Here is a 13,440-nt window from a genome sequence, read left to right as displayed (position 1 = left end):
AGATGCCTTCTATTTGACTACATTTCCCTTTCATGGTCATGATTATTCCGTTCTCCCAATTGACGCATGATTGCTGTTTTTTCTATACTTGAGAAGCTGTACAATACGCGAATAAGGTGAGTTTATATATGGATTTTGAAATTCGGTTTTTATCCTTTTATGTCATACAGGTGGAAGGCAAAGATGAGCAGGCGAACAAGCAGTTCAAGCACTTCCAGACCCTTGATACGGGCGAATTTGAAGAAAGCGAGCTAAAGGACTTTCTCGACGGGGAACTGAAAAAAATCGTCAAACGGAAAGCAGACCGCCATCCGCAGTCCGAGCAGGTCCCGACGAAAATCGGCCATTTTATCGTCGAACCCGGCCACGAGCTCGATTCCAACCCAAACTACAACATGTTCAACCGCGCGCGTCTGGCGGAAACAAAAGAAGACTTCAATGAGCTGAGCGAGCAGTTCGTCCGCACGTACCTTGACACAAGCGCGGTTCGCGGCGGCGTGTTTCTCGTCGCTTCGGCCGTGCCGAGAAAATACTTTGACGAGTCATTTGTCTTCATTATGAAATGTGACTTTGAGCCGAAGGTCGCCCGCATCTCTGATGCGTCTTCTCTCATTAAAAAAGTCGAAATGGCGATCACGACAAAAAACATGAAAAGCATCCAATACCCGTACATGCCAGAGGAAGGAATGGTCGAGGAAGGTGAGCTAAAAATCCACCAGGCCTCACACGCCCGCTATTTTGAGGACTTTCTGAAATTCGTCGAGTACGGCGAATCGATGCCGGAAATCATGAAAAATCAGGTCATGAACATGGTACAGGAGCACGTCTACGAGACATTTGAAGACAACAGCGAAGAACTCAAGCAGTTCGAGCACGACATTGAGATTTGGGAAGCAAGCGAAAAACGGGAAATCCAAGAGCGCCTCGACACCCATCAAGTCATCGAAGCCTCCGCCCAAATCATAGAGCACACGCCAGAGGCCCAACTGAAAATGAAAGTCGGAGAAACAGAGATTAGGGGATTGCTAGCGGATTTTGGCGATTCTATTCATCTCGCAAAAGTAAACGGACGCTATGTCGCGCTGATTGAAGCCGAGACAATTTCGTTTGAGAAAGGCAGTTCACCGGTGGAGTTTTATAAGCCTGAGGGATTGCATGAGGTGATTGAGCGGATAAGGAATAAAACAGAGCAAGACTAAAAAGTCCAGAAATCACTTTCTGGACTTTTCCTATTTAATACCCTTCCCTCAACACCGCATAGCACTCCCCAATCAGTTCTTCCGCTCCCGGCTCTCCTTTCAGCCCGCGGCGGACGATTTCCGATGATAGGTTCTGGACTTTGAGCGCTCGTGGGGCTCTTCTTTTGTAGTACGCCTGTAATGCTGTTTCGTGGTCGGCGTGTTTTTGGAGTTCTTCGGCGAGGACGATGGCATCCTCGATCGCCATTGCCGCTCCTTGCGCCAGGGTCGGCGCGCCGGCGTGGGCGGCGTCTCCTCCGATGACAACGCGGCCTTTATGCCATGGCTCCTGCACGGCGACCTGCTCCAGTGTATTTAAAATGATAGGATACTCATAAACACTCCATCTGCCCTTTTTATGTATGGAAAAAAAGCGCCTATCCAATGACAGGCGCTTTTTCATTAATCATCACTGCTCAAAATGCCGAAGAAGCGGAGCAGGTTGATGAATAAGTTGATAAAGTCAAGGTACAGCGATAACGCCATAACCGGAATCAAGTCTTCCGTAATGTGGCGGTGTTTGATTTGATTCAAATCATACAAAATGTAAAGGGAAAAGACGATGGTTCCGATCACGGAATACGCCATCATCGCCGCTGAGTTTAACGGGCTGAAAATGTTGAAAATCCCTACCACTGCGAGTGCGAGCACCGCTACCAGCAGAAATGACCACAGGAAGGATAAATCCTTCTTCATTTTTGCGCCGATTGTACCCAAGACGGCAAAAATGACAAATGTAGAACCAAAGGCTTCAAGCACGACATAGGCGCCGGCGATGGAAGCGTAATGGCTGACGATCGGAAATAAGGTAATGCCGGAAACGAACGCGAATGTATATACAAACGCATACCCGACCGCTTTTCTTCTGCGCATCCAAAAGGCCAGAATAATCATCGCCACTTCAAGAATAGAAAGCGGCAGCATTAAAGCGACAGGAACAAATTGGCCGATAAAAAGGCCGACAGTCGCGATCAGCAAAGTGAAGACAAAGACTGTCAAAATGCGTTGCATGATCGATTGCTTACTCTCGTGAACCGTAGCTTGCATGTCAAAAATCCTCCTAAAAAATGATCTTAAAGGTCTATTATATAAAAATTGGATGAAATATGTATATGTTTTAAGGAGAATTTAATGAAAACAAACGCCCTTTACATTATCATTTTGATTCTTTCCTTTTCAGCGAAAAACGATGCTTTTCTATTTTCTCAATTTGGGTAATCTGAGAATCATGAACCGTAATCTGAACGGTGCCGAAATCGAGTGTTTCCAGCGAGCTGATTATTTTTTCAATCACTTCCGGATCAATCGTTGATTTTGAAACCAAAAGACCTTCCCCCCTGTTGAATATGTTTTAATTCACAGTATTCTTATAAGAATTATAATATTATGTTTTTTTTGATAAATCAATGGTGATTTCTGTTCAAATCAAAAAGGCATATGATCACCCGGTGACGGACAATCATATGCCTGGAAACTTCCTATTTGTTTTCTTCCAATTCCTCAACAATACAGCGGACACCCATATTTTCTAATGCCTGCTTCAGCGTGCCGTACGTTTCATATTCACTAAAATCAAGCCCCAATTGAATCGATGTTTGGGCCACATCCGGGCGAATCCCTGAAAATACGGCTTTGACGCCTAATAAGAAAAGCGTTTTAGACAGGTTGTACAATTGCTGAGCCACCATAGTATCCACAATCGGAACACCCGAAAGATCAACGACGAGGCTTGTGATTTTTCTCTCGACACAGCGGACCGGCACTGTTTCTAAAATGACCTGTGCCCGTTTTGTATCAATGGAGCCGATAAGCGGCAATATCCCGATTCCATCGGCAATGGAAATAACCGGGCAGCCAAGCTCTGAGATCAATTCCTGCTGAGATGTGAGCCTCATCAGCATGAATTTTTGGTACTGCTCGGAGAATTCAATAATCAGCTTATCGAACGACTGATTCACAATGCGGTTCCATCGGTCTGCATCCTCATTTGTCACAATCTCCTGATTCTCTTTTATAAATGTGACGACTGCGTCCCAGAATGAGATTCTTGAATTGGATATGGCTTCTACGACCTCATGAACTTGAACATCCTGCTCTACCCTGTTTTTCGCAACGTTTTCCGCCCATTTTGTCATGTTTTCTTGAAAATCGGTTTGATCCTCCAGAAATGCGCTTGCGATTGTTATATTGGTAAATGTATGCTGCTCGGTTAAAAGCGTTTTCGTTGCTTCACTTAAATGGCTGGCGGAATATAGCTCGCCTTTAAGCTGGCAACGCAAACTGAACCATTTCTCAGTAATATCCGCAGTGTTGTCTATGATATATTGATATAATAATTGATCGATATTCACGGTCTGTCTCCTTTTTCGTAATAGAAGCACTTTCATTATAAAATGATAAAGCGGAATTGTGAATAAGACTAGAGAAAAATCAAATGATTCTGCTCTCTGAGTGCATTCCAGCTTCATATCCTTAGGCGAATGCACCAATAAGAGTCCGCCCGCATAAACTGCAATGTACAGTTTACAATGAGAAAGGACGTAATCACATGTATTATGTTGATCCTTATATGTTTGCGGGGCATTTTTATGAGCCTTGGCCTGCTTTTGAATATGAATACCGATATCCATGGCCTGGCATTGGCAGCGGTGCTGTTCCGGGCTCTGGCGGCGGCCCTGGCATTGGCGGCGGTGCTGTTCCAGGCTTTGGCGGCGGCGGCCCTGGCATTGGCAGCGGTGCCGTCCCAGGCTTCGGCGGTGCGCCGCAGGGACCTCCTCCTTCCCAAATACCAGCGAAACCCCCAAAACCGCAGGGGTCTCAAGGAGCCGTTTTGTTAGTTGAACCAATCACCATTCGTCCTTGCCTTTTCCGATTTACCTATGTTTGGTTAACCAATGGCCGCTCATTTTGGTTCTACCCGATCATCCTTGGCAGAAGGTCCGTCGGCGGCTTTTATTGGGATTCCTCACGGCGCCGCTGGGTTTATTTCGCCTTAGACACAAATCACATCGATGTTGTAAGCTGCTCATTTTAATAATCAGCCGGTTTCCCGGCTGATTTTTTTATGTTACTTCGGCCGTAAACAGGTTATAGTATTATTATCTTTTCAACTTGGAGGTTTCCCTATGATCAAACAAATTGGCACTGTTGCTGTATATGTCGAGGACCAGCAGAAAGCGAAGCAATTTTGGACAGAGAAGGTAGGCTTTGATATTGCAGCGGACCACCCAATGGGACCTGAAGCAAGCTGGCTGGAGGTTGCGCCAAAAGGGGCCGAGACTCGTTTAGTCATTTACCCAAAAGCCATGATGAAAGGCTCAGAGCAAATGAAGGCTTCTATTGTGTTTGAATGCGAAGACATCTTTGGTACATACGAGAAAATGAAGACAAACGGTGTAGAATTTCTCGGTGAGCCCAATCAAATGGAGTGGGGCACCTTCGTTCAATTTAAGGACGAAGACGGAAATGTGTTTTTATTGAAAGAATAAACTGTTGCGCACGGCGGTTCGATTCCGCCCTGCGCTTTCTTTGACATTGAGAATGAATTTCATTTACAATTATTCATATGTGAGAATGATTGGAGTGAGACAAATGTTTGTACAGTTGAGAAAAATGACGGTTAAAGAAGGCTTTGCAGATAAAGTCATAGAACGTTTCAGTGCTGAAGGAATCATTGAAAAACAAGAAGGTTTAATTGATGTGACAGTGCTTGAGAAAAATGTACGCCGCGGTGATGAAGAAGTTGTTGTCATGATTCGCTGGGAATCAGAGGATCACTGGAAGCAATGGGAAAAAAGCGATGCGCATATCGCCGGCCATAAAGCAAACAAAGGCAAACCAAAGCCTGACTATCTGATCAGCACTGAAGTGAGCATGTACCATGTACGTGCTGTCAAACAAGGGACATACAATCAATAAAAAGCTTGCGCCTTGCTGCAAGCTTTTTTCTAAGAGTCATGTTGATCTGCTTTGTTCGTATGTTACGGTATACAGCGGCTTATTTTTATGCCATTCTGCAAATAACACGTCCTCCGTCTTATCAATGTTCTTCTTTTTCAATTCTTGCTTCAGCCACTGTTCATCCACACCCGCTTCCTTCAAATTATCCCGGACAACCTCTCCATCTATGATTAAAGTGATCGGCAGAGAAACGGACTTCGAAGGAATCTGCAAATCCTTATTTGTCGGTTTGTCAAAATCAGATTTGGGGAGCACGCTGACCATCCCGTTTGTTTCCAAAATCGCATATTCTACTTCTTGGATCGAAAAACTCCCCGCTTGCCTCAAAAGGCTTTGCAGCTGGTTAATGTCTATCTTATTTTTCTTCATTACTTTATATTGAAGCTCTCCTTTGCGGATGACGATATTCGGCTCACCCTCCAAGAACTTTCGCGATGATTTCATTTTTTGCGTGATAAATTCAATAATATAAATCAGCACGCCCCACAGCAGCGAAGCAAAAATGATTTCTTTGATTTTGATTTCATGATCGTAGACGGCATTTCCGACTAACTCACCTAGAATTAAAGCAGAAATAAAGTCAAACGGCGTAATTTGAGAAAATTGGGTTTTCCCGAGAAGTTTTAAGATGATAAATAAAATGCCTAAACCGCAGACCAGTTCTGCCGCAACACTTAAATAATTTCCCATATTGATAGCACCTACTTCTTGATAATACTATCAGTATGGTCAATGGTTTCTTTTCTAAACCGGAAAAGCTCCGCTCAACGTTGCATGGTGCATTGGAGCATGTCATTGAAAAGCTGCTCTGCATCACTGCGGTCAATCTTGACAAGCGGGTCATTGAGGAAGGCTTGAAACGCGAGGCCAGTATCCTTTGTTAAACCTGCGTCCGCCACTGCCTCCTGATTGGATATATGCCTAGCCGCCAGCATTTCCACACCTTTCGGAAGCGCTCCGGACAAAATCGGCTGGACACGGTTCCTTGTGATGAATGCGTTTGTTTCGACAATGGCTTGTATAGGAAGGTTTGAGACCTGGCCTTGATTCGGCATATTTACATTTGTGACGAGTTCACCCAATCCGAGAAGAGCCGCTATGATGTTCACGCCTTCTTCTCCCGAAGCTTTCTCAGCAACGCCCCGTTGTTGCACGATCAACCGTTCTGTTTCTTGTCGTTTCTCAGCTCTGTCTTGTTTTCTGAATGATATAGGTGTGAGATGAAATTTCCATACTTCAGGCTGTTTGAGGTATGGGCCGGGAAGAAACTCTGCCAGATGCCTGTCTCCCGCAGCAGGGATGGCGCCATACGTTTCAAATAAATCAAACGCAACACGGTGTGCCGAACAAAAGACGCTGTCCCTCCAGCTTTCCCCCTCCAGCTCATATCCTGATTCCCCATAGTGCGCGCTGAATTCACGGAATATAGGCAGCAGGTCAATATGGCGGTAAGAGGCTTTTGTGATCCATGTAAAATGGTTAATGCCGAGCACATTAACGCGGATATCCTCACGCCGCGGCACCTCAATCCCCAGGCTTTCCGTGACCATTTCCGCCAATAGCTTTTGCGTCCCGAATACCTCGTGGCAGCAGCCAATCGCTTTGATTCCGGGAAACACTTTATACAGCACTCTTGTACAGACAGACATCGGGTTTGTATAATTAATGACCCATGATTCAGGTGCGTAGTCTCTTATTGCCCGGGCAATTTCCGCAAATATCGGCACAGCACGCAAGCCCCTGATGATCCCTCCAGGCCCGACAGTATCACCTACAGACTGATAAATACCGCAGCGCTCAGGCAAGTGGACATCGACTTCCATATCATCCAGTGATCCCGGCAAAATGGAAATAATGACGATATCCGCGGCTGATAACGCCTTTTTCAAAGTAGAAACAGCCTCATATCTCCATCTGCCGTTCCCGCTGTGATTGCCGATCACTTCATTTTTCTGAGCGGCTTCAAAATCAAGATCATAGAGCGCCACCGTGCCTGACATCCGTTCATCAATCGACAAATCACTCATCAGGCTTCTGGCCCAGCCTTGGGACCCCCCGCCGATATAGGCAATCTTAATCTGATCTAATGTACTGATATGAAACACTCCCTTTCTCAGCCTTTCACCGAACCGATCAGCATTCCCTTTGCAAAGTGTTTTTGTAAAAATGGATAGACAGCCAAAATCGGCAGCGTCGCAATGACAATGACAGCGAGTTTAATTCCCTGCTCCGGCGGAACGGCATTTTGCATCGTATCGCCATTGGTCGCCGTTAAATCCGATAAAATCGTGACTTGGCGAAGCACCATTTGCAGCGGCCATTTTGCACTGTCATTGATATATAAGAGAGCGTGGAAGAAATCATTCCAAATCCCGACCGCATAAAACAGCGCAAAGGTCGCAATAACCGGCTTTGACAGTGGCAGGGCGATCCGCCAAAAGACGCCGATTTCGGAACAGCCGTCAATTTTTGCTGATTCCTCCAGCTCGCGCGGCAGCTGCTGAAAGAAGTTTTTGATAATAATAAGGTTGAACGGATTAATCGCCATCGGCAGAATCAATGCCCAATACGTATCCAAAAGGCCAAGTGATTTTACGACAAGGTACGTCGGAATCATGCCGCCTGAAAACAGCATGGAGAAAATCACCAGATTCAACAGCAGATTCCGTCCCTTCACATGCCGCTTCGCCAGCGGATACGCCATCGTGAAGGTGAAAAACAGCTGTACAGCCGTCCCGACCACGGTGATGAAGATGGACACACCCATGCTTCGAAGGAACGTCGGTGTCGAAAACACATACTTGTAAGCATCAAGTGTAAAGGTTTTCGGGAAAATAAAGAAGCTCCGCTGGGCGAGTTCCGCTTCTGTCGCAAAGGAACCAGCGATAATATACAAAAACGGCAAAATGGTAATCGCGCCGACACCCCCGAGAAACAGAATGTTGCAGACGTCAAACACCCGTCCGGCTTTGGTGTTGTGCATCGTGTGAATTTCAGCCATACCTCTCCCCTCCTCTAAAACAATCCTTCCTGATCAAACTTTTTCGCAATGTAATTGGCGCCAAAAATCAAGATAATCCCGACAACTGATTTAAATAAACCGACCGCCGTGCTGTAGCTATACGCCCCTTGGGTAATCCCCATCATGTACACATACGTGTCGAAGATGTCAGCCACACTGCGGTTGAGCGAGTTCGTCATCAAATACACCTGTTCAAAGCCCAGATTCAAAAAGCTGCCGATTCTTAAAATCAACAAAACGATAATGGTGCTTCTAATCGCCGGCATCGTAATATGCCACATTCTCCTGAACCGCCCCGCTCCGTCCATGATGGCCGCTTCATACTGCTCTTGATCAACCGTAGCAAGCGCTGCCAAAAATAGAATCGTTCCCCAGCCTGTCTCCTTCCAAATGCTTTGCATCACAATCATCGGCCGGAACCAGTCTGCATCCGACAAGAAAGAAATCTGCTCACCTGTCAGATTCATAATCAATTTGTTGATCACACCTGTATCGACAGTAAAGAAAACGAAGGTGATGCTGACCACAATTGTCCATGATACAAAATGGGGTACGTAAATAAAGGTTTGGATACATCTTTTATACACGGCCTTTCTTACCTCATTCAAAAGCAGGGCCAAAATGAGAGGCGCGGGAAAGGCAAACAAAAGATCCAGGCTCGCCAGCATGAGGGTGTTGCGCAGCAGCCGGAAAAAATCCGGATTCATAAAAAAGTCTTTGAAATAATCAAAGCCGACCCATTCGCTTTTCCAGAAGCCGAGATATGGCGAGTAGTCTTTAAAAGCGATCAGCACACCCCACATCGGCAAGTATTTGAAAATCAAGAAATAAAGCAGACCGGGAATAAGAAGAAGATAAAGCCATTTGTCCCGTTTGAGCGCAGCCATCCAGCTGATGCCTTTTCCAGCGGTGAGAACAGGTGAATCTCCCTTCTTCGGCACTGTTTCCATATCTGTTCTCCTTTCGTGGTACCGGGACGCCCGCCGAAAGGCAGGCGCATCGGTTTATTTTGACGATTGATACAATTTGTTCAAGTCCTTCATCAGGTCATTGCCGCCGCTTTTTTTCCAAAGCTCCACTGCATCATCGAACCCTTTTTCATCAATTTCTCCAATGATAAATTGTGTTCTCGCGTCGAGGATGATGTTGTCAAGCTGGGCTCCTTTTTGGGTATAGACATCAGATACAAGCGACTCAGCCGGGTTAAAGACTGCTATTTTTTCTCCTTCGGTTATGATGTCCTTGCGATGCTGGAAGAGCTTGGTTTTCTGGTCTTCGATGTAATACTCGCTTTTCGGAATCGACATGCTGAACTGTGCCAAGCCTTCATGCTCATACAGGAGAGATTTGTTGTTTTTTTCAAGTGAGGTGAATACGCCGTCCTTGAGCTCGTAATTGCGGCCCTCCACTCCGTTGTTCGTGAGAATCTGCGCTTCCTTATCATTCATCTTATCGAGGAAGGACAGCACCTTTTTCAGCTCTTTTTCGGTTTTGACGCTTGATTTTGGTATCGCGATCATGCCTGAATATCCAGATGTCGGGAAGGTGCGCTTGCCATTCGGTCCCTCAAGCGAGCCGACGATATCAATGATATCCTTGTTCGACTCATCCGCCTCCTCCATCGCGCTTTGGATTTGAGACGCTCTTGAGCCTGTATCAACGATGACACCCGCTTTTCCTTTTACAACCGGATCATTCCACTTCGCAGAATCCATGACAGCAAAGTCCTTATTGATCAAGCCCTCATCATAGAGCTTTTTAAAAAACGTGAGCGCATCCATGTATTCCTTCGTTGTAAAATCCGGAATCAGCTTTCCGTTTTCAACACCGTAGCGGTTCGGAGCGCCGAACCAGATTTGCAGAACATCCCATGGGCTTCCGTTGCCGAGTCCCATCCATTTCGGCACGACCATGCCGTACGTATCATCCTTGCCGTTTCCGTCAGGATCTTTTTCCTTAAAGGCTTTCAGCACTTCATAGAAATCCTCAAGCGTTTCCGGCATATCCAGACCGACATTTTTCAGCCAGTCGGTTCTGATAATCATACACGCCCTGATCAGGTCCCTCGTTCTGTAGATTCCGTACACCTCGCCGTTCACCGAGCTGTTCTTCAAAATCTTTTCATCTGCCTGGCTTACATTCTTGTAGTCTTTTAAATAAGGAGACAGTTCCCAAAACGCCCCTGCTTTGACAGACTTGATAAAGCCGGCTGACTTATCTTTAATAACAATCGCGTGAGGCATCTCTCCTGAAGCCATGACGATGTTGAATTTGTCGTTGTAGGATGAATCAGGCACCCATGTGACCTTAATCTCTTTGCCTGTGTATTTTTCGAGCGCTTTTAATGAAGGGCTCTTATCACTCGGGCTTTCCGGCGATAAAAGCGGCGCCATAATTTTGATCGTATCTTTCGAACCGCTTGCTGAATTGGAAGTTTCCGAATGGCTGCATCCGGCGATCATCATGGCAGCAAGCGGCAAGGCCATCCATTTTTTTCGCATTCTTATTTTCATGATGCGTAAGTCCCCCTTTTTTCAATTTGCATTTCCCCTTTGCCCCTCTCAATATAAAGCGCTTACATAAATTCTTGCAATCTTCATTTTTTGCACCATTTCTTCTATGAAATTCCGGCTGTTATCCTTTTTTGCCCGATGTTTCTTTTTTTGCCGGAAGGGAATCTCCGATCAGTTCCAGTGCCGCTATGACATTTAAACACCATTGAGAGACAGTGTTCGTTGTCACCCATGGAAGCTCATCTATCTGCGTCCATGTCTCGATGCGCTCCGGTTTGATCGGAAGCGGCGTATGGCTGAGCTTATCATCGAGCAAAAGATTCCACGCTTTGGCGGCGAGATGAGGATCTTGCTTTTTTCTCGCGGCGTAGGCTGTCATACCGGCGGCGAACATCGGCCAGTGAAAATGCCCGTCATGAAGAGCGCCTCCGCTTTTTTTCCGTTTTTCCTCATCACTTAATGTGTAAAATTCGCCGAATTCACTCAGCATATCCTCCCATTCCCAGTCATCAAGAAGCTCAGCCAGCTCCATCCACACTTGCGGCGCGCCGAAGGCAATGATCATATGATATCCGCCCGCAATGCCGTCTCCCATGTGATGAAGCATCGAGGTCGCCGGGTCATATTCAAATGTCGGGCCGGATAATAAGCGGAGCGGCAGCCGCTTCAGACAGTTGATTCCCGTTTCGATTTTTCTGAGATATTCCGGATTTTCGGTCCGCTCCCATTCCGCCAGCCAGTTCGAGCAAAACGCCGCCCAGTCCGGTCCCGTTCTGGCGTGAGTCGGGTGCTTGCCTTTCTCGTAAAAAGCGCGCATCGGATCGGTTTTGACGAGGGCATAATCGGCATCCTTCACTTCTGTCAAAAGATCTCCCGTCCGCTCATCACCCGTCAGATAATAATAGAATTTATAAAGCCCGGCCATGCTGATTCTCGCTTCCTTGCAGCCGCATCCCCAGTGCACAACGTTATGCCGTGAACCAAGCCCGGCGTATTCACCGAGGTGAAAGCTGTCCGTTTCGCTCGTATGGCGGGTCATGGCTTCTGCCATGCGAAAGATATCCTCTCTGCCTGAGCGGAAAAACGCCTGCCACAGCCATAGGGTCGGAACGAGCTCATTGTTTTGCCATGCGTATCCGCCGAGATCGTACCGCCACATATGCCGGATCGGGTCATACGTATGCATGACATCGCCATAATGCCAAAAACCGTACCATCTGCGTTGCTCTACTTCCTTTTTATAAAACAGAAAGGCCGCATCGAGCTGTTCTTCCAGCTCTTTTTTGAGCGGATGGGATGTGTCAATGATGCTCCAAACCCCGAGTGCTTTTGATTCGTAATAGACGTCCGGCTCGAATACAATGAGCGGCGGCGCCTGCCATTTGTCAGCGAGCGCATTGAGGACTTCGTCAGACGGCATGTGCGAAAAGCACGCCAGGCTGATTTCATTTGTGTTCGCAATGCCTGTCGGATCAGAAAGCATTTCATCAAAGCCTTCATACGCGCTGGCCACGTGGGTGTTTCCTGTATAATGCCGCAAATCCATCGCTTCGCCGTCTGGGGGCCAAAGCCAGATAGTCATTTTGGGGCGGCTGCCGGCAAGACCTGTGATTTCCAGTGCTGAAGGATATTTCTCAAAGAAATACCTCAGGCCGAGAGCCACACCGCCATTTTTTCCGCCCGCATAGCAGAGCCCCTTCGCCCGGCTGCCATGCAGTATTCCAACCCACGCATAATCTTTTCCGGTCCGTTTTGACAGGCTGTAATGATCGCTGGAATCCTGAACAAGCTTCACATCGTCCCAAACCGCATTCTGTGTGCCATGTGCAAACCATTCCTTATGCTCTTCATCTGGAGACAGCATTTCGCCATTGATTTGTTTTTCATAAAGCGGATATCGTTCATTGAATTTACGTGTGCCAAACAGCTGGACGGGTTCTTTATACATCCCTTTCTCTCCCGCAAACCGGAAATGGCGGTTGTACGGCTCCCCCTCCAAAAAAAGGGCAAATTCGATGCCAAGGCCCTTAATGAATTCTTGTTTACCGTTCCTGTCAATCAGCTGCGTGTGCACAAGGCCGATCTCAGACAGCCCGGCATAAAACGCCAATCGGATGACAAACGGCAGCCATTCTTCATTCGTTTTATGGAGCACATGCACTCCCTCGATTTTGACTACTGCTTTGACAGGACCACTCTGCTCAATCGCCGCCCGTTTGATAAAGCTGACAGACCTTTCATGCAAAAGAACCGTTTCCGCCGCCGACTCGTTTCTCGTTTCTCTTATGGCAACGAGCCTCCCGCCTGCGGCGATCGGCTTTCCGTTGATCTGCAATGATTGAATGAAATCGGATCCTGTTTTATGAATGGTACAAACGAGTGCTCCTGTATCCACTTGGATATCATGCTCTGTCTCATGAATGCTGAGCGATTCAGTTGGCTGCGGGACTTCTCTTTTTTGCACGATAAAGCTTTGGTTTTCCTTACCGCCAAACACCGCCGCGTGCTTCGTCCACTTGATGCTCCCGTCCGGCCAATAGGCCGACGGTTCGCTTTGCACATATCGCGTTTCCTCCTTTTCATTCATAAGCGCCAGACGGTCACCCTTTTTTAATTCTCCTTTTTTCCATGGCACGCCCCACGTCACGCCGCTTGTCACCTTTGGCTGTCCTGATAACCATTTGATCTTTTTCATCGGTCTCTCCCT

The 13,440-nt window shown here is 46.9% G+C and carries 13 protein-coding genes and 1 pseudogene; 4 read left to right on the top strand and 10 right to left on the bottom strand.

Translation table 11 applies throughout. From position 1 onward, the window contains the following. Positions 1-128: 128 nt before the first annotated feature. Positions 129-1,199: a DUF3900 domain-containing protein gene (locus tag AC0OMA_RS04155; protein ID WP_015383057.1), complete on the top strand. Its 1,071-nt coding sequence runs from the start codon at positions 129-131 to the stop codon at positions 1,197-1,199. A gap of 34 nt (positions 1,200-1,233) precedes the next feature. On the opposite strand, the pseudogene AC0OMA_RS04150 reads toward AC0OMA_RS04155, so the two are convergent. The 4 genes and pseudogenes from AC0OMA_RS04150 to AC0OMA_RS04135 all read right to left on the bottom strand — a co-directional run. After that, positions 1,234-1,572, bottom strand: a pseudogene (locus AC0OMA_RS04150) (FAD-dependent monooxygenase); the annotation flags it as partial. 68 nt (positions 1,573-1,640) lie between these two features. Beyond that, on the bottom strand, positions 1,641-2,285 hold the full coding sequence (locus AC0OMA_RS04145) for a Bax inhibitor-1/YccA family protein (RefSeq protein WP_003244397.1): 645 nt from the start codon (positions 2,283-2,285) through the stop codon (positions 1,641-1,643). A gap of 109 nt (positions 2,286-2,394) precedes the next feature. Next, entirely contained in the window at positions 2,395-2,562 is a 168-nt protein-coding gene (locus tag AC0OMA_RS04140; RefSeq protein WP_003244522.1) for a YezD family protein, read from the bottom strand. Between the two features lie 154 nt (positions 2,563-2,716). Beyond that, a complete protein-coding gene (locus tag AC0OMA_RS04135) occupies positions 2,717-3,589 on the bottom strand; it encodes an STAS domain-containing protein (RefSeq protein WP_015482933.1) in 873 nt (290 codons plus the stop codon). A 197-nt stretch (positions 3,590-3,786) separates the two neighbouring features. Between AC0OMA_RS04135 and AC0OMA_RS04130 the strand changes: the two genes are divergently transcribed. The 3 genes from AC0OMA_RS04130 (at position 3,787) to hmoA (ending at position 5,156) form a co-directional block, all read left to right on the top strand. Then, positions 3,787-4,272 (top strand): hypothetical protein, encoded by a 486-nt coding sequence (locus AC0OMA_RS04130; protein WP_047182252.1) that lies wholly within the window; start codon positions 3,787-3,789, stop codon positions 4,270-4,272. A gap of 91 nt (positions 4,273-4,363) precedes the next feature. Continuing rightward, positions 4,364-4,726, top strand: coding sequence for a VOC family protein (locus AC0OMA_RS04125; RefSeq protein WP_003233803.1), 363 nt, complete (start codon positions 4,364-4,366; stop codon positions 4,724-4,726). 103 nt (positions 4,727-4,829) lie between these two features. Next, complete coding sequence (gene hmoA / locus AC0OMA_RS04120; protein WP_003243958.1) at positions 4,830-5,156, top strand: heme-degrading oxygenase HmoA; 327 nt, start codon at positions 4,830-4,832, stop codon at positions 5,154-5,156. Between the two features lie 36 nt (positions 5,157-5,192). Here the strand turns inward: hmoA and AC0OMA_RS04115 are convergent, their stop codons facing one another. From AC0OMA_RS04115 to AC0OMA_RS04090, 6 genes are all read right to left on the bottom strand, one after another. Then, on the bottom strand, positions 5,193-5,888 hold the full coding sequence (locus AC0OMA_RS04115; RefSeq protein WP_063335659.1) for a DUF421 domain-containing protein: 696 nt from the start codon (positions 5,886-5,888) through the stop codon (positions 5,193-5,195). Between the two features lie 74 nt (positions 5,889-5,962). Then, on the bottom strand, positions 5,963-7,303 hold the full coding sequence (gene lplD, locus AC0OMA_RS04110) for an alpha-galacturonidase LplD (protein ID WP_181218543.1): 1,341 nt from the start codon (positions 7,301-7,303) through the stop codon (positions 5,963-5,965). Between the two features lie 8 nt (positions 7,304-7,311). Continuing rightward, positions 7,312-8,199 (bottom strand): carbohydrate ABC transporter permease, encoded by an 888-nt coding sequence (locus AC0OMA_RS04105; RefSeq protein WP_003242715.1) that lies wholly within the window; start codon positions 8,197-8,199, stop codon positions 7,312-7,314. A 14-nt stretch (positions 8,200-8,213) separates the two neighbouring features. Further along, positions 8,214-9,170, bottom strand: a complete 957-nt coding sequence (locus AC0OMA_RS04100; protein ID WP_181218541.1) for an ABC transporter permease — start codon at positions 9,168-9,170, stop codon at positions 8,214-8,216. 54 nt (positions 9,171-9,224) lie between these two features. Continuing rightward, entirely contained in the window at positions 9,225-10,733 is a 1,509-nt protein-coding gene (locus AC0OMA_RS04095) for an extracellular solute-binding protein (protein ID WP_474221938.1), read from the bottom strand. A gap of 121 nt (positions 10,734-10,854) precedes the next feature. Continuing rightward, positions 10,855-13,428, bottom strand: a complete 2,574-nt coding sequence (locus tag AC0OMA_RS04090; RefSeq protein ID WP_474221937.1) for an exo-rhamnogalacturonan lyase family protein — start codon at positions 13,426-13,428, stop codon at positions 10,855-10,857. Positions 13,429-13,440 lie beyond the last annotated feature (12 nt).

It is taken from the genome of Bacillus sp. AMCV2, assembly GCF_056033925.1.
The sequence above is the reverse complement of the archived record's forward strand: the minus strand, read 5'-3'. Positions and strand labels throughout refer to the sequence as shown.

Bases quoted from the DNA above. Each gene is read 5' to 3' on its own strand.
- AC0OMA_RS04155 (WP_015383057.1), top strand. From the start codon at position 129: ATGGATTTTGAAATTCGGTTTTTATCCTTTTATGTCATACAGGTGGAA.
- AC0OMA_RS04145 (WP_003244397.1), bottom strand. From the start codon at position 2,285: ATGCAAGCTACGGTTCACGAGAGTAAGCAATCGATCATGCAACGCATT.
- AC0OMA_RS04130 (WP_047182252.1), top strand. From the start codon at position 3,787: ATGTATTATGTTGATCCTTATATGTTTGCGGGGCATTTTTATGAGCCT.
- AC0OMA_RS04125 (WP_003233803.1), top strand. From the start codon at position 4,364: ATGATCAAACAAATTGGCACTGTTGCTGTATATGTCGAGGACCAGCAG.
- hmoA (WP_003243958.1), top strand. From the start codon at position 4,830: ATGTTTGTACAGTTGAGAAAAATGACGGTTAAAGAAGGCTTTGCAGAT.
- AC0OMA_RS04115 (WP_063335659.1), bottom strand. From the start codon at position 5,888: ATGGGAAATTATTTAAGTGTTGCGGCAGAACTGGTCTGCGGTTTAGGC.
- AC0OMA_RS04105 (WP_003242715.1), bottom strand. From the start codon at position 8,199: ATGGCTGAAATTCACACGATGCACAACACCAAAGCCGGACGGGTGTTT.
- AC0OMA_RS04100 (WP_181218541.1), bottom strand. From the start codon at position 9,170: ATGGAAACAGTGCCGAAGAAGGGAGATTCACCTGTTCTCACCGCTGGA.
- AC0OMA_RS04095 (WP_474221938.1), bottom strand. From the start codon at position 10,733: ATGAAAATAAGAATGCGAAAAAAATGGATGGCCTTGCCGCTTGCTGCC.
- AC0OMA_RS04090 (WP_474221937.1), bottom strand. From the start codon at position 13,428: ATGAAAAAGATCAAATGGTTATCAGGACAGCCAAAGGTGACAAGCGGC.